Origin of the sequence: Allobosea sp. Root483D1 (assembly GCF_001429505.1) — a bacterium.
GTDB lineage: Bacteria > Pseudomonadota > Alphaproteobacteria > Rhizobiales > Beijerinckiaceae > Allobosea.
Map to the genome: position 1 here is coordinate 352,860 of NZ_LMJW01000011.1, position 15,860 is coordinate 368,719.

The following is a 15,860-nucleotide window of genomic DNA, read 5'->3' on the forward strand; positions in this document are numbered from 1 at the left end:
AGGCGCACGATGGCCGGCAAGGATGTTCCCGTTTCTCCGCTCGCGCCGAAGCGCCAGCCCAAGGTCCCGGCCGTGCCGGGCGTGCGCTTCGCCACCGCCGAGGCGGGCATCCGCTACAAGGGCCGCACCGACGTGGTGCTTGTCCTGCTCGACGAGGGCTCGCAGGCTGCCGGCGTCTTCACCCGCTCGAAATGCCCCTCGGCCCCGGTCGACTGGTGCCGGGAGAATCTGGCGCAGGGCAAGGCGCGCGCCATCGTCGTCAACTCCGGCAACGCCAATGCCTTCACGGGCCTGAAAGGCCGCGACTCGGTCGCGTTGACCGCGAAGATCGCGGCCAAGGCCGCGGGCTGCAAGGCGGAGGAGGTCTTCATCGCCTCGACCGGCGTGATCGGCGAGCCGCTCGACGCGACCAAGTTCGAGGGCGTGCTGGCCGATTGCGCCAAGCGTGCCGCCGATGGCCCCTGGTCGGATGCGGCCAAGGCGATCATGACCACCGACACCTTCCCGAAGGCGGTCTCGCGCAAGGCCAGGATCGACGGGCATGAGGTGGTCATCGCCGGCATCGCCAAGGGCGCTGGCATGATCGCGCCTGATATGGCGACGATGCTCTCCTTCGTCTTCACCGATGCGCCGATCGCGGCGCCCGTGCTGCAGGCGCTGCTGTCGAAGGGCGTCAAGGGCTCGTTCAACGCGATCACCGTCGACAGCGACACCTCGACCTCCGACACGCTGATGTTGTTCTCGACCGGCAAGGCGAAAGCCCGCGGCGTCCCCGAAATTACCGACCCGGCGGACGCCCGGCTCTCCGGCTTCAAGCGGGCGCTGAACGCGCTGCTGCTGGAGCTGTCGCACCTGGTCTGCAAGGACGGCGAGGGTGCCCGCAAATTTGTCGAGGTCCGCGTCGTCGGGGCGAAGTCGGCGCGCTCGGCCAAGAGGGTCGCGTTCTCGATCGCCAATTCGCCGCTGGTCAAGACCGCGGTCGCCGGCGAGGACGCCAATTGGGGCCGCATCGTCATGGCGGTCGGCAAGGCCGGCGAGCCGGCCGATCGCGACAGGCTCGACATCTCCTTCGGCGCGATCAAGGTCGCGGAAGCCGGTGCGCGTGCCGGCTCGTATGACGAGCAGGCCGTCTCCGACTACATGAAGGGCGAGCACATCGTCGTCACCGCCGATCTCGGCCTCGGCCGCGGCAAGGCTACCGTCTGGACCTGCGACCTGACCAAGGCCTATGTCGAGATCAACGGCGACTACCGCTCCTGAGCCCTCGGGGCCGGTAGCCCCGAGCAAGAGCTTCATCGTCGGCAACCTCGCCGCCTGCTCGTTCCTCTGGGGCTCGAGCTACCTGTTCATCAAGCTGATGGCGGGCGACGTCTCGCCCTGGGCGATCGCCGCTGGCCGCGGCCTGCTCGGCGCGGCGACGCTGGCGCTCTTCGTCGCAGCGCGCGGCCAGAGCCCACTGCCGCGTCGCCACGAGATTCGCCATTGGCTGGTGCTTGGCACGGCCAATGGCTGGTTGCCGAACGTGCTCGTCGCCTATGCGCTGATCCAGCTTGCCAGCGGCCCGGCGGCGATGATCCAGGCGGCGGGACCGCTGGTCACGGCGCTGTTCGCGCATCTCCTGTTCGCCGAGGAGCGCCTGAGCCGGCGCCGCCTCATAGGCATCATGGTCGGCATGGCCGGCGTTGCCATCCTGATCGGGCCACGGCTGGTCGAGGGTGGCGGCACAGCGCTGAGCCTTCTCGCCATGATCGGCGCGACGCTCTCCTATGCCTGTGCCAATCTCTATACGCGCGCAGTCCCGCCGCGGGCGGGCGATCCGATCCGCCTCGCGCTCGGCCAACAGATGGTCTCGGGCTCGGGAGCGCTGCTGCTGACGCTGATTTTCTCCGGAGGGGCGGCGCTCACTGCTCTCGCGCCGCACTGGCAGGCGGTGCTGGCGCTCGGCGTGTTCGCGACGGCGCTGCCGGTGACGTTCTTCATGCGGCTGATCCGCGCCGCCGGGCCGACGCGCGCGGCGATGACCGGCTATCTGGTACCGGCGGTCGCTGCCGGCATGGGTGTACTCGTGCTCGGTGAAACGCTGGAGTTGCGGCAGATTATCGGAGGTTGCATCATCCTCGCAGGCGTCTTCCTGGTCTCGACGGCGCCTGCGGGGGGACGAGCCAGATGACGAGGATCGCATGCGTGCTGGGCCTTGCGGCCCTGTTGGGTTCTTGCGTGCAGGGACCGGTGACGACGTCGTCCTTCTCGGCCGAGGAGGCAGCGGTCATCCGCAAGCCCGGAACCGGCACCATCGTCGGCCATGCCTTCAGGACGCGCGCGAAGGGCCAGGTCGTGAATGCCGCCGGTGAGGTCGTCAAGCTGATCCCGGCGACGGCCTATGCCCGCGAACGCTTCAGCAGCATCTTCGAGAAGACCAAGTTCCTGCCGCACTGGCGCTATCCCAACGGCCAGGTCGATCCGCTTTATGCGCAGTTCACCCGGACGACCAAGACGACGGCCAGGGGCCGCTTCAGCTTCGACAAGGTCGCGCCCGGCAGCTACTTCGTCTCGACCCAGGTGATCTGGGGCGAGGAAGATGCGATTTTCCGCGAGGGCGGTACGGTCTATGACGAGGTCACGCTGACCGGCAAGGAAACCGAGCCGGTCGAGGTCATCCTTTCGGGACATTAGTTCTTGCCGTGAAACTTCTACTCGTCGTCGCCTGTGCGCTGATCGATTCCGACAATCGCGTGCTCGTCACCCAACGTCCCGAAGGCAAGTCCCTCGCGGGCCTGTGGGAGTTTCCCGGCGGCAAGCTGGAGGCGGGCGAGCGGCCGGAGCCGGCGCTGATCCGCGAGCTAGCCGAGGAACTCGGCATCGAGGTCAAGGAAGCCTGCCTCGCGCCGCTGACCTTCGCCAGCTACGCCTATCCCGAGTTCCACCTGCTGATGCCGCTCTATATCTGCCGGCGCTGGGAGGGGATGGTCAGCTCGCGCGAGGGACAGGCGCTGAAATGGGTGCGCCCCGGCAAGCTGCGCGACCTCGCCATGCCGCCGGCGGACGAGCCGCTGATCCCGCCGCTGGTCGATCTGCTGGGGGCTTGAGCGAGGCCCGTCATCCTCGGGCGGCGCGAAGCGCAGACCCGAGAATCTCGTGAGACAAAGGCGCCTGAGCCTCTTCCGGCCTGAGATGCTCGGGTCTTCGCCCGAGCATGACACGCGTTGGCCTGCCGCTCAGCGCGGCAGGATGGTCTCGCCCATCAGGTGCTTGTCGATCGAATGCGCCATCTGGCGGCCCTCGCGGATCGCCCAGACCACCAGCGACTGGCCGCGGCGCATGTCGCCGGCGGCGAAGACCTTCTCGACCGAGGTCTTGTAGGCCAGCATGTTGGCCGCGACATTGCCGCGCCCGTCGATGTTGACGCCGAGCTTGGCGAGCAGGCCGTCATGCACCGGCGAGACGAAGCCCATGGCGAGCAGGACGAGATCGGCCTTGAGCTGGAACTCGCTGCCTTCGATCGGCTTGAACTGGGCGTCGACCTTGGCGCAGTGCAGCGTCTTCACCTTGCCGTTCTCGCCGGTGAACTTGACGGTGCCGACGGCGAAGTCGCGCTCGGCGCCTTCCTCATGGCTGGAGGAGGTCCGCAGCTTCAGCGGCCAGTTCGGCCAGGTCAGCTGCTTGTTCTCCTTCTCAGGCGGCTGCGGCATGATCTCGAGCTGGGTGACCGAGAGCGCGCCCTGGCGCACCGAGGTGCCGATGCAGTCGGAGCCGGTGTCGCCGCCGCCGATGACGACGACATGCTTGCCGCCGGCCAGGATCGGGCGGGCATTGCCTGATGTCTCCGGCTCGCCGCCATTGCGGCGGTTCTGCTGCGGCAGGAAGTCCATGGCGAACTGGACGCCGTCGAGGTCACGGCCCTCGATCGGCAGGTCGCGCGGCTTCTCGGCGCCACCGGTCAGGCCGATGGCGTCATATTGCGCGAGCAGCTCCTGCGGATCGATATCGATGCCGACATTGACGCCGTAGTGGAAGACGACGCCTTCGGCCTCCATCTGGATGACCCGCCGGTCGACATGCGACTTCTCCATCTTGAAGTCGGGAATGCCATAGCGCAACAGGCCGCCGGCGCGGGCCTGCCGCTCATAGACATGGACCTCATGGCCGACGCGGGCGAGCTGCTGGGCGGCAGCGAGGCCGGCCGGGCCGGAGCCGATGATCGCGATCTTCTTTCCCGTCCTGACCTCGGCCGGCTCGGGAACGATCCAGCCCTCCTCCCAGCCCTTGTCGACGATCGCGCATTCGATCGACTTGATGGTGACCGGGGTGTCCTCGAGGTTCAGCGTGCAGGAGGCCTCGCAAGGGGCGGGGCAGACACGGCCGGTGAACTCGGGGAAGTTGTTGGTCGAGTGCAGGTTGCCGAGCGCTTCACGCCACTTGTCGTTGTAGACGAGGTCGTTCCAGTCCGGGATCTGGTTGTTGACCGGGCAGCCATTGTGACAATACGGGATGCCGCAATTCATGCAGCGCGCCGCCTGGTCGCGGGTTGCCTCCCGGCCGAGCGGGATCACGAACTCCTTGTAGTTGCGGATCCGATCCGAGGCCGGACGATACTTCCGGTCGCGGCGGTCGATCTCGAGAAAGCCGGTTACCTTGCCCATCGTCTCACTCCGCCGCGACCGAGACGCCGGCCTGGGCCCGCTCGATTTCCAGTAGTGCGCGCCGGTACTCGACCGGCATGACCTTGACGAATTTGGGCAGATAATCCGCCCAGTTCTCCAGGATCGCCTGTGCCCGCGCCGACCCTGTATATTTCAGGTGGTTGGCGATGAGCTGGTGCAGGCGCTCGGCGTCATAGCCGGACATGTTGGCCATGACGTCGATGCGGCCCTTGAACTCGAGGTCGCCGCCATGGTGGTAGAGGCGCTGCGTCAGCTCCTCCTCCTCCGGCACCGGCTCAAGATCGACCATGGAGAGATTGCAGCGCTTGGCGAAGCTCTTGTCCTCGTCGAGGACATAGGCGATGCCGCCCGACATGCCGGCCGCGAAGTTGCGCCCGGTCTGGCCGAGCACGACGACGACGCCGCCGGTCATGTATTCGCAGCCATGGTCGCCGGTGCCCTCGACCACCGCGATCGCGCCGGAGTTGCGCACGGCGAAGCGCTCGCCGGCGACGCCGCGGAAGTAGCATTCGCCGGAGATCGCGCCGTAAAGCACGGTGTTGCCGACGATGATCGCCTCTTCTGCGAGCGTGCGCGACCTGGGGTCGGGCCGGATGATCAACTTACCGCCCGACAGGCCCTTGCCGACATAGTCGTTGGCCTGGCCGGTCAGATCGAGCGTCACGCCGGCCGCGACCCAGGCGCCGAAGCTCTGGCCGGCGGTGCCGGTCAGCTTCACCGTGATTGCATCGTCCGGCAGGCCGAGCCCGCCATGGCGCTTGGCGATCTCGCCGGAGATCATCGCGCCGGTCGAGCGGTCGACATTGCGGATTGCGCTCTCGATCACCACCGGCGCGCCGGTATCGAGCGAGGCGCCGGCCTTGGCGATCAGCGTGCGGTCGAGCACCGATTCGATCGGGTGGACCTGGCGCTCGACATTGCGGATGGCGACGCCCGGACCCGGCTCCGGCTTGTGGAAGATGCGGGCGAAATCGAGCCCCCTGGCCTTCCAGTGGTCGATCGCCTCTTTCTTGTCGAGCCAGTCGGAGCGGCCGACGAGCTCATCGAAGCTCTTCACGCCCATCTCGGCCATGATCTCGCGCACGTCCTCGGCGAGGAAGAAGAAGAAATTGATGACGTGCTCGGGCTGGCCCTTGAAGCGCTTGCGCAGCACCGGATCCTGCGTCGCGACGCCGACCGGGCAGGTGTTGAGATGGCACTTGCGCATCATGATGCAGCCGGCGGCGATCAACGGCGCGGTGGCGAAGCCGAACTCGTCGGCCCCGAGCAGCGCGCCGATGATGATGTCGCGCGCCGTGCGCAGCCCGCCATCGACCTGCAGGGCGATGCGGCCGCGCAGCTTGTTCATCACCAGGATCTGGTGGGTCTCGGCGAGGCCGATCTCCCAGGGCGAGCCGGCATGCTTGATCGAGGTCAGCGGCGAAGCGCCGGTGCCGCCCTCATAGCCGGCGATGGTGATGTGGTCGGCGCGCGCCTTGGCGACGCCGGCGGCGACCGTACCGACGCCGAGCTCGGAGACGAGCTTGACCGAGACGTCGGCCGCCGGATTGACGTTCTTCAGGTCGAAGATCAGCTGGGCGAGATCCTCGATCGAATAAATGTCGTGATGCGGCGGCGGCGAGATCAGGCCGACGCCCGGGGTCGAATGCCGGACCTTGGCGATGCGGGCATCGACCTTGTGACCGGGCAGCTGGCCGCCCTCGCCGGGCTTGGCGCCTTGCGAGACCTTGATCTGCATCATCGCCGAGTTGACGAGGTATTCGGTGGTGACGCCGAAGCGGCCCGAGGCGACCTGCTTGATCGCCGAGCGCATCGAGCGCCCGTCCGGCAGCGGCTTGAAGCGCTCCGGCTCCTCGCCGCCCTCGCCGGTGTTCGACTTGCCGCCGATCGCGTTCATCGCCAGCGCCAGCGTCGAATGCGCCTCATGGCTGATCGAGCCGAAGGACATCGCGCCGGTCGAGAAGCGCTTGACGATCGAGACCGCGCTCTCGACCTCGTCGAGCGGGGTCGGCTCGCGGCCAAGCTCCTGCGCCATCTTGACGTGGAACAGGCCGCGAATGGTCGAGAGCTTTTCGGTCTGGTCATTGACCAGATCCGAGTAGGCCTTGAACTTGTCGCGGGCGTTGCCGCGCACGGCATGCTGGAGCAGGCCGATGTTCTCCGGCGTCCAGGCATGCGCCTCGCCGCGGATGCGGAAGGCGTATTCGCCGCCGATGTCGAGCGAGTCGCGATAGACCGGGGAGTCGCCGAAGGCGTCGCGGTGGCGGCGCACGCTCTCCTCGGCGATCTCGGCCAGGCCGACGCCCTCGATCGAGGAGATGGTGCCGGTGAAATAGGTCTCGATCAGGTCGCTGCGCAGGCCGACGGCGTCGAAGATCTGGGCGCCGCAATAGGACTGGTAGGTCGAGATGCCCATCTTGGACATGACCTTGAGCAGGCCCTTGCCGACCGACTTGATGAAGCGCTTGACCACCTCGTAGCGGTCGACCTCCGGCGGGAACTCGCCGGCCTCGAACAGCGCCTCCAGCGTCTCGAAGGCGAGATAGGGATTGATCGCTTCGGCGCCGAAGCCGGCGAGCAGGGCGAAGTGATGGATCTCGCGCGGCTCGCCGGATTCGACGACGAGGCCGACCGAGGTGCGCAGGCCCTTGCGGATCAGGTGATGGTGGACGGCCGCCGTGGCCAGCAAAGCCGGGATCGGGATGCGGTCGGAGCCGACCTGCCGGTCGGAGAGGATGATGATGTTGTAGCCGCCGTGGACGGCCGCTTCGGCGCGCTCGCACAGGCGGGCGATCGCGCCCTCCATGCCGGCCGCGCCCTCGCGCGTCGGATAGGTGATGTCGAGCGTCTTGGTGTCGAAGCGATCCTCATAGTGACCGATGCAGCGGATCTTCTCGAGATCGTCATTGGTCAGGATCGGCTGGCGCACTTCCAGGCGCTTGCGGCGCGAGGTGCCTTCGAGGTCGAGGATGTTCGGCCGCGGCCCGATGAAGGAGAGGAGGCTCATCACGAGCTCCTCGCGGATCGGGTCGATCGCCGGGTTGGTGACCTGGGCGAAGTTCTGCTTGAAATAGGTGTAGAGCAGCTTCGACTTCGAGGAGAGCGCCGAGATCGGCGTATCCGTGCCCATCGAGCCGACCGCTTCCTGACCGGTCACCGCCATCGGCGCCATCAGGATCTTGGTGTCTTCCTGGGTGTAGCCGAAGGCCTGCTGGCGATCGAGCAAGGCGACGTCGGTGCGCGAGGCGCGGGCCTCGACCGGCGGCAGTTCCTCGAGCACGATCTGGGTGCGCTTCAGCCAATCCTTGTAGGGGTTGGCGAGGCAGAGGGTCTGCTTGATCTCGTCGTCGCCGATGATGCGGCCTTCTTCGAGATCGATCAGCAGCATCTTGCCGGGCTGGAGCCGCCACTTCTGGACGATCTTCTCCTCCGGGATCGGCAGCACGCCGAACTCCGAGGCGAGTACGACGAGCCCGTCATCGGTGACGAGGTAGCGCGCGGGGCGCAGGCCGTTGCGGTCGAGCGTCGCGCCGATCTGGCGGCCATCGGTGAAGGCGATCGCGGCGGGGCCGTCCCACGGCTCCATCAGCGCGGCATGGTATTCGTAGAAGGCGCGCCGGCTGTCGTCCATGAGCGGGTTGCCCGCCCAGGCCTCCGGCACCAGCATCATCATGGCGTGGGCGAGCGAATAGCCGCCCTGGACCAGGAATTCGAGGGCGTTGTCAAAGCAGGCGGTGTCGGACTGGCCCTCATAGGAGATCGGCCAGAGCTTGGAGATGTCGGCGCCGAAGAGCTCGGAATCGACCGAGGCCTGCCGGGCCGCCATCCAGTTGACATTGCCGCGCAGCGTGTTGATCTCGCCGTTATGGGCGACCATCCGGTAGGGGTGGGCGAGGCGCCAGGACGGGAAGGTGTTGGTGGCGAAGCGCTGGTGGACGAGGGCGAGGGCGCTCTCGAAGCGCTCGTCGGTCAGGTCCTTGAAGTAGTCGCCGAGCTGGGTGACCAGCACCATGCCCTTGTAAACGATGGTTCGGCAGGAGAACGAGACCGGATAATAGGTCGCGGTCGCCCGGTCATGGCGCTTGTAGACCTTGTTCGAGACCGACTTTCTGAGGACGTAGACCTGGCGCTCGAACTCGTCCTCATCGGTGATCTCGGCCGGGCGGCCGACGAAGATCTGGCGATGGCAGGGCTCGGTCTCCTTGACGGCCTCGCCGAGATCGCTGTTGTCGACCGGCACGTCGCGCCAGCCGAGGAAGATCAGGCCTTCCTCCTCGACCGTCTGGGCGACGATCTCCTCGCAGACGGCGCGGTTGTCGGCCTCCTGCGGCATGAAGAACTGGCCGATGGCGTAGTGACCGGGCGCGGGCAATTCGATGCCGACCCTGGCGCATTCTTCCTTGAAGAAGCGATGCGGGATCTGGGTGAGGATGCCGCAGCCGTCACCGAGCTTGGGATCGGCGCCGACCGCGCCGCGATGGTCGATATTGTGCAGGATCTGCAGGCCTTGCGCGACGATCGCGTGGCTCTTGCGGTTCTTCATGTCGGCGATGAAGCCGACGCCGCAGGAATCCTTCTCATAGGACGGGTCGTAGAGGCCTTGGCGCGCCGGCATGGCCGGGTCGCGCACCTCCGGGAAACGCTCGAAAGCGGCTGTCGTGGCGGTTTTAGCAGTGCTCTTGGCCATCGCGCTCGCCTTGCTGCCTTCGCTCATCGTCGCCTCCGCCCGCCTTCAGCCCCGGCAGCATCTGCTTGGGAGCCAGCCAAAGTCCGCGCGTTGCCGCGCCGCCGCCGCTCCAGCTTCCACCTTGTCGAGCAAGGATCGGGCCGGTCCGGCTCTATCGTCTGTTTGCGAAGGTTGCTTGCGCTGGTCTGGTCTTGCGCCCGCGTCCTCCGCAGGCGCCTCGGGCCTAAGCCCTGTCGCGCCCGGTCACGCCGCCGTTTTGCGGGCGGCGCGCGTCGTACGGTTGGCTTTGGCTTTGTTGGCCGTACCTTCCGTCATCGTCCGCTCCATCCGCCTGCGCCGGAGCCTCGGCGAGGCCCGCCTTGAAAATGGGACAGTATCGCTGTCCTATTGCCTTGACCTTGCCAGAATTCCAATCTGGGCACAAGCGTCGATTTTGCAGTGCAGCGACATTTTGTTGCTATCTGTGGATGGGTCTCGACATTTTCGCATCACTGCGCCCGGTAAGCCAAGCCGGAAGTTGTCGGCAGCCGAGGCTGCCCTGCGCGAGAGCCGGATCTGATCAGGTTGAGCCAACCTGATCAGTGAAGCCGCCTCTCACTTTAGGCTTGGAGACCGTTTTACCGATCGGCTTGCGTTGCAAGCAGATCGGAACGGGCTCCAGAGCCGATTGCGCAGGAGCAGGAGGCTGCTTATCCGTCAGGATCGTCGCAGCCACCCGCCGGATACCAGCTTGCCATGAACTTCATCAGCGACAACCTGGCCGGAGCGAGCGCGCCGGTGATGCAGGCGATGGCGGCCGCCAATGACGGCTTCTCCACCGCCTATGGCAACGATGCCTGGACGAAGCGGGTCGAGAGCCTGTTCGCGGAGCTGTTCGAACGCGAGGTCGCGGTCTTCCTGGTCACGACAGGCACGGCGGCGAATGCGCTGGCGCTGGCGAGTCTGGTCCAGCCTTGGAGCGCGGTACTCTGCCATCACGAGGCGCATATCGCCGCCGACGAATGCGGCGCGCCCGAATTCTTTACCGGCGGGGCCAAGATCGTCGGCTTGCCGGGCGATGGCTGCAAGCTTGGCCCCGATGTCGTCATCGACCAGCTCGCGCGCATGCGGGCGGGCGCCATGCATCAGGTCCAGCCGCAAATGCTGTCGATCACGCAGGCGACCGAGTGCGGGCTGGTCTACACGCCGGCCGAGATCGCGGCGCTGAAGCAGGCGATCGCGGCCCGCGGGCTGAAGCTCCACATGGACGGCGCCCGCTTCGCCAACGCCGTCGCCGCGCTCGGCTGCTCGCCGGCCGAGATCACCTGGAAGGCCGGTGTCGACGTGCTTTCCTTCGGCGGCACCAAGAACGGTGCCTTCGCCGCCGAGGCGGTCATCGTCTTCGATCCGGCCGACGCCGGGGAGATGCCGTGGCGGCGCAAGCGCGCCGGGCACACGCTGTCCAAGGGCAGGCTGATCGGGGCGCAGTTCGAGGGCCTGCTCGCCAATGGCCACTGGCTCGACCTGGCCCGCCACGCCAATGCGATGGCCAACCGTCTCGCCCGAGCCGTCGAGGCCGAAGGTAAGCTCCGGTTGGCCTGGGCCTGCGAGGCGAACGAGGTCTTCCTGGTGCTGCCGCCGCAGGCGCAAGCGGCGCTTGCGGCGCAAGGCGCGCAGTATTTCGCCTGGTCCGATGCGGCGCTGCCGGACGGGGCAAAGTCGCAGCCCGGCGAAGTCGTCGGGCGCTTCGTCTGCTCCTTCGCGACGCGGGCTGAGGAGGTCGATCGGCTCGCTGCCGTGCTGGCCGCCGCCTGAGCGTAGAAAAGCGCCTGTTTCACAGCGAAATCACGCCGCAAGCGCGCCGCAATCCTTACCGAGAACTGAAGGCTGCGAATTTCGTCTGACAGAGGACAGACCATGGCAGTTTTCGTTTCGCCCGCCGCCGCGCCGCGCGCCCGGCGCCGCCGGCTGGCCGGCTTTGCCGTCCTGGCAGTGATCGCCGGTGCGAGCAGCCCGGCTTTGGCGCAGCTCGACGATTACGGTGGCGGCTACGCTCGCTACGGCTATGGCTACGACTATGATGACGACTACGGCCCTCGCTACGACTATGCGCCACGCCGCGCCGCGCCGATTCCACCGCGGGCAATCGAGCGGACCGCAGTCCAGGAATTCGGCCTGCGCGAGGTGCAGCGCACGGTTCGCACCCGCTCGGCCATCATCGTCGACGGCCTGGCGGCGAACGGGTCGCGGCTGCGGCTCATCATCGACCGGTTCAGCGGCGAGCTGATCGACCGCATTGTCCTGCAACCGCCGCCGCGGACCGTCAGGCTCGATCCGCGCGAGGAGGGACGTCCGGCGCCGAAGAAGCTGACGCCGCGTCCGCCGGAGCGGCCGGCCGCGTTGAAGCCGGCCCAGCCTCCGGCCGAGGCGAGCGCGCCTGCAACCGTCGTTCCGCCGTCGCCGGCTGCCCCCAAGCCCGATGCGCCTGCGGCAAAGCCGGCTGCGGTGCCGTCGGTCGCGCCGAGCGACATCGGCAAGGCGAAGCTGGTCAACCCGCAGGATGTTCGCGGGGCCGACGAGCCCGATCGTCAGCCGCCGCTGGCGCGGGCGCATCCGAGCAGCATTCCGGTGCCTGACACGACGATTCCGCCGGTCACGGTGGTGCCCTGACGGCAAGCCGCCGAACCGGATCCACGGGCGCAAAAAAAACCTCTCCGGTTTCCCGGAGAGGTTCCCGCTCTTTCAAGCTCGCGGCGCGGCTGCGCCGGCGTTGCCGTCAGGCGGCTTTGGTCACGCGGCCTTCCTGGCCTCGATCACCTTGGCACCCTGTGCGCCGATCGGAATCAGGCGCGGCTTCTTGGCCTCGGGAATCTCGCGGACGAGGTCGATGTGGAGCAGCCCGTTCTCGAGGCTGGCGCCGGTGACCTGGACGTAGTCGGCGAGCTGGAAGCGGCGCTCGAAGGCGCGGGCGGCGATGCCCTGATGCAGCACTTCGCGCTTCTCAGCAGCATCGGCGGCTTTCTTCTCGCCGCGGACGGTCAGCGCGTTCTCCTTGCTCTCGATCGAGAGGTCGGACTCGCCGAAGCCGGCGACCGCGATTGAGATGCGATAGGCGTTCTCGGCGGTGCGCTCGATATTGTAGGGCGGATAGCTCGGCGCGTTGTCGACATTGGTGGCCTGGTCGAGCAGCGAGAACAGGCGGTCGAAGCCGACGGTCGAGCGATAAAGCGGGGAAAGATCGTAGGAACGCATGATTGTCCTCCAGGGGAAGCGACATTCGTGGCAGCCCGCCTCCTCATGAGCGCGGGCCAGGTTTGGGTTGCACAGCCGCTTGACGGCCTGCGCCACAATGATCTGGGTGGCATTTCCGGCTTTTCAAGACCGGGTCGGGCTGGGCATAACGAGGTCATGAGTCCGCCGGAGCGCCGATGACCGAGGCCGAATTCTTCCATCAGCCGGATTATCCGGTGCCCGGCCATGGCAAGGTCTGGCTTGCCGCGACCAGCGATGGCGCGCGCCTGCGCCTGGCAAGCTGGCGCCCGAGCGTGCGGCGGGAGAAGGGCACGGTCCTGATCGCGCAGGGGCGGGCCGAGTTCATCGAGCGCTACAGCGAGACGATCGCCGAACTGCGCCGGCGCGGCTTCCATGTCCTTACCTTCGACTGGCGCGGGCAGGGCGGCTCGCAGCGCTTCACCGGCCGGCAGCGTCGCGGCCACGTCGGCCGGCTCGTGCATTATGAGCGCGACCTTGCCCTGGTCGTGGCGCAGATGCAGGAGCGCTTTCCACCACCCTATTTCGCGCTGGCGCATTCCATGGGTGCGGCGCTCTGCCTCGACGCCGCCAGGCGCGAGGCGCTGCCGGTGGCGCGGCTGGTCGCGATCGCGCCGATGCTCGGCATCAGCATGATCGAGAATCCGCGGGGTGCGCGCTGGCTGGCGCGGGTGCTGTACTGGCTCGGCTTCGGCAAGGCCTTCGTGCCCGGCGGCGGCGACACGGCGATCGGCACCAAGCCGTTCGAGGGCAATCGGCTGAGCTCCGATCCCGCCCGCTATGCCCGCAACGCCGCTCTGTCGGCGGCGGCGCGCGATCTCGCCATCGGCGATCCCAGCGTCGGCTGGATCCGTGCCGCCTTCCAGCTGATGGACCGGCTGGCGCAGCCGCGCGCGCCGCTCGAAGTGCGCGTGCCGACATTGGTCGTCGCCGCCGGGCGCGATCCCGTGGTCTCGACGCCGGCGATCGAGCGCTTCGCGGCGCGGCTCAAGACAGGTTCGGCCCTGGTGCTCCCGACGGCCCGCCACGAGATCCTGATGGAGAGCGACGCGATCCGCGCGCAGTTCTGGGCCGCCTTCGACGCCTTCGTGCCGGGCGAGGAATTGCCGGGCGGGAAGCCTGCGGTGCCGGCCTCAGCCGTTGAGCAGGGCGAGAGCGGCCTGGTGCAGGGTCTTGTTGCCGGCGGCGAGGATGGTGCCGCCCTGGGCGGCGCTGCCACCGTCCCATGAGGTGACGATGCCGCCGGCGCCCTCGATGATCGGGATCAACGCGACGATGTCGTAGGGCTTCAGCCCGCTCTCGATGACGAGATCGATGTGGCCGGCGGCGAGCATGCAATAGGCATAGCAATCGCAGCCATAGCGGGCCATGCGCACGGCGCTCTCAACGCGGCCGTAGGCCGCCTTCTGCCCATCGACGAAAAGATGCGGACTGGTGGTCATGAGCGTCGCCACGGCGAGATCGGTCACCTGCCGGGTGTGGAGTGTGCGTGGCCCGTTTGGCCCTTCATAGCGCGCCATGCGGCCGTCGCCGGAGAAGCGCTCGCCGGTGAAAGGCTGGTTCATCATGCCGTAGACCGGCACGCCCTTGCGGGTCAGCCCGATCAGGGTGCCCCAGACCGGGATACCGGATATGAAGGCGCGGGTGCCGTCGATCGGGTCGAGCACCCAGACATAGTCGGCGTCGGCGTTCTCGGAGCCGAATTCCTCGCCGAGGATGCCATGGGCCGGGAAGGTGCGCTTGATCAGGTTGCGCATCACGTCCTCGCCGGCGCGATCGCCCTCGGTGACCGGGTCGAAGACGCCGCCGCCGGACTTGTCCTCGGTCGTATGCCGGGCGCGGAAGAAGGGCAGGATCGCCTGGCCCGACAAGGTCGCCAGCCGGGCGACGAACTCCGTGAAATCGACCGCGCTCATCAGGGTTCCCTTGGCTCCGTCCGGCTACCGCCTTCATGCTGTGCGGCGGGCGGGAAGACAAGCACTGCCGGGCGGAGACCTATCAGGTCAGGACAGTTCAGCTCCATTCAGTCCTGCGAAATCGGACGGCATGCGCTGAATGTGTCGTCCGTCATGCAAATTTCGCATGGCTGGATTTGCGTTTGGACTTGTGTTTTTGCAGCGCAACGCGTTATTGTGCACTGCGAAGGGGAGATGACCTCAAACCTTCGTTGCCCTCCTTGGGCGTTTCCTCCCTAGACTTCGGGCCGCCACGAAAGTGTGCGGCCCTTTTTCTTTGGATTACAGGATGTTGGTGGAGACGGGGCTTACTCCGCCGCTTGCCGCCAGTCGTCGTTCCAGCCGCTCCAGCGTGCGAAGCACTCGGCCATGGCGGCGCTGATCACCTGCTGAAGCGCCGAGAAGCCGCTGCTCGGCTCGAGCGTCGCCTCGTTCATGTAGAGGCCGCGGCTGACCTCGATCTGCAAGGCATGCACGCCGGAGCCCGGCGCACCGTAATGCTCGGTGATGAAGCCGCCGGCATAGGGGCGGTTGCGGGTCACGGTGAGCCCGGCGCGCGTGAACGCCGCTTCCGCCGCATCCACCACGAAGCTCGCGGCGCTGGTGCCGAAGCGGTCACCGAGGATGATGTCGGCCTTGCCGAGGCCGTCGCGGTCGAGTCCGGTCGAGGGCATGGAATGGGCATCGACCAGGATGCAGCTGCCGAAGCTCGCCTGCGTGCGGTTCACCAGATGGCGCAGGCCGGCATGATAGGGCCGGTAGAGCTCCTCGATCCGGCTCAGCGCGCTCTCGACCGGGATGCGGCCCGCATAGATCTCATAGGCCTCGCCGACGATGCGCGGGATCGTGCCGAGCCCGCCGGCGACGCGCAGCGAGCGGGTGTTGGCGAAACCGGGCAGGCGGCCCTCGAACATGCGCGGATCGAGCTCATAGGGTTCGCGATTGGCGTCGAGAAAAGCGCGCGGGAACTCGGCGACGAGCAGCGGCGCGCCGAGCGCGACCGCATGGGAGAACAGCAGGTCGACATAGGCGTCCTCCGACCGGCGCAATGCCCGGAGCGGCAGGCGCGAGCCCTCGACGAAGGCGCGCGGATAGCGCCGCCCGGCATGGGGCACGTCGACGATGACAGGAACGACCTGCAGCGCGGGCTGGTAGAGCGTGAACGGCCGCTCGATCTCGGCGATCACGTCGTCCGGGCGAGGAAAGGAGAATCCGGTTGGCAGCGTCATGTCGCCGGACTCAAGCACAAAGCCGCCCCCGGTTGAAGGGCCTGACCTTTCGTCATTTGGCTAGCCAGCCTTCACTGGT

General features: G+C 67.3%; 12 protein-coding genes. 7 read left to right on the forward strand and 5 right to left on the reverse strand.

Going from position 1 to position 15,860, the window contains the following annotated elements; all coding sequences use genetic code 11:
- Window positions 1-9: 9 nt before the first annotated feature.
- The 4 genes from argJ to mutT are packed head-to-tail and all read left to right on the forward strand — an operon-like array spanning window position 10 to window position 3,086.
- Window positions 10-1,260, forward strand: a complete 1,251-nt coding sequence (argJ, locus tag ASE66_RS11510) for a bifunctional glutamate N-acetyltransferase/amino-acid acetyltransferase ArgJ (RefSeq protein ID WP_057189734.1) — start codon at window positions 10-12, stop codon at window positions 1,258-1,260.
- Window positions 1,229-2,170, forward strand: a complete 942-nt coding sequence (locus ASE66_RS11515) for a DMT family transporter (RefSeq protein ID WP_057189735.1) — start codon at window positions 1,229-1,231, stop codon at window positions 2,168-2,170. Before argJ ends, ASE66_RS11515 begins: the two co-directional genes overlap by 32 nt.
- Window positions 2,167-2,673 carry a hypothetical protein gene (locus tag ASE66_RS11520; protein ID WP_082613362.1) on the forward strand — a complete coding sequence of 169 codons (507 nt, stop codon included), beginning with the start codon at window positions 2,167-2,169 and terminating at the stop codon, window positions 2,671-2,673. Before ASE66_RS11515 ends, ASE66_RS11520 begins: the two co-directional genes overlap by 4 nt.
- Before the next feature lie 8 nt (window positions 2,674-2,681).
- Window positions 2,682-3,086, forward strand: coding sequence for an 8-oxo-dGTP diphosphatase MutT (gene mutT, locus ASE66_RS11525; RefSeq protein ID WP_057189737.1), 405 nt, complete (start codon window positions 2,682-2,684; stop codon window positions 3,084-3,086).
- 129 nt (window positions 3,087-3,215) lie between these two features.
- Here mutT and ASE66_RS11530 read toward each other — a convergent pair whose 3' ends face one another.
- Window positions 3,216-4,640 (reverse strand): glutamate synthase subunit beta, encoded by a 1,425-nt coding sequence (locus ASE66_RS11530; RefSeq protein WP_057189738.1) that lies wholly within the window; start codon window positions 4,638-4,640, stop codon window positions 3,216-3,218.
- 4 nt (window positions 4,641-4,644) lie between these two features.
- Window positions 4,645-9,375: a glutamate synthase large subunit gene (gene gltB, locus ASE66_RS11535; protein ID WP_082613363.1), complete on the reverse strand. Its 4,731-nt coding sequence runs from the start codon at window positions 9,373-9,375 to the stop codon at window positions 4,645-4,647.
- Window positions 9,376-10,083: 708 nt separating this feature from the next.
- On the opposite strand from gltB, the gene ASE66_RS11540 reads away from it, so the two are divergent.
- Together ASE66_RS11540 and ASE66_RS33685 are read left to right on the forward strand one after the other, a co-directional pair.
- Window positions 10,084-11,142 (forward strand): threonine aldolase family protein, encoded by a 1,059-nt coding sequence (locus tag ASE66_RS11540; RefSeq protein WP_057189739.1) that lies wholly within the window; start codon window positions 10,084-10,086, stop codon window positions 11,140-11,142.
- Window positions 11,143-11,244: 102 nt separating this feature from the next.
- Window positions 11,245-11,997 carry a hypothetical protein gene (locus tag ASE66_RS33685; protein WP_057189740.1) on the forward strand — a complete coding sequence of 251 codons (753 nt, stop codon included), beginning with the start codon at window positions 11,245-11,247 and terminating at the stop codon, window positions 11,995-11,997.
- A gap of 120 nt (window positions 11,998-12,117) precedes the next feature.
- On the opposite strand, the gene ASE66_RS11550 is transcribed toward ASE66_RS33685, so the two are convergent.
- The gene (locus ASE66_RS11550; RefSeq protein WP_057189741.1) at window positions 12,118-12,579 is read right to left on the reverse strand and encodes an Hsp20 family protein; all 462 of its coding nucleotides are present in this window, start codon (window positions 12,577-12,579) and stop codon (window positions 12,118-12,120) included.
- 176 nt (window positions 12,580-12,755) lie between these two features.
- On the opposite strand from ASE66_RS11550, the gene ASE66_RS11555 reads away from it, so the two are divergent.
- Window positions 12,756-13,826, forward strand: a complete 1,071-nt coding sequence (locus tag ASE66_RS11555; RefSeq protein WP_057189742.1) for an alpha/beta fold hydrolase — start codon at window positions 12,756-12,758, stop codon at window positions 13,824-13,826.
- On the opposite strand, the gene hisN is transcribed toward ASE66_RS11555, so the two are convergent.
- A complete protein-coding gene (gene hisN / locus ASE66_RS11560) occupies window positions 13,731-14,513 on the reverse strand; it encodes a histidinol-phosphatase (protein WP_057189743.1) in 783 nt (260 codons plus the stop codon). The genes ASE66_RS11555 and hisN overlap by 96 nt on opposite strands.
- Before the next feature lie 347 nt (window positions 14,514-14,860).
- Window positions 14,861-15,781, reverse strand: coding sequence for an N-formylglutamate amidohydrolase (locus ASE66_RS11565; protein ID WP_057189744.1), 921 nt, complete (start codon window positions 15,779-15,781; stop codon window positions 14,861-14,863).
- Between the last annotated feature and the right edge of the window lie 79 nt (window positions 15,782-15,860).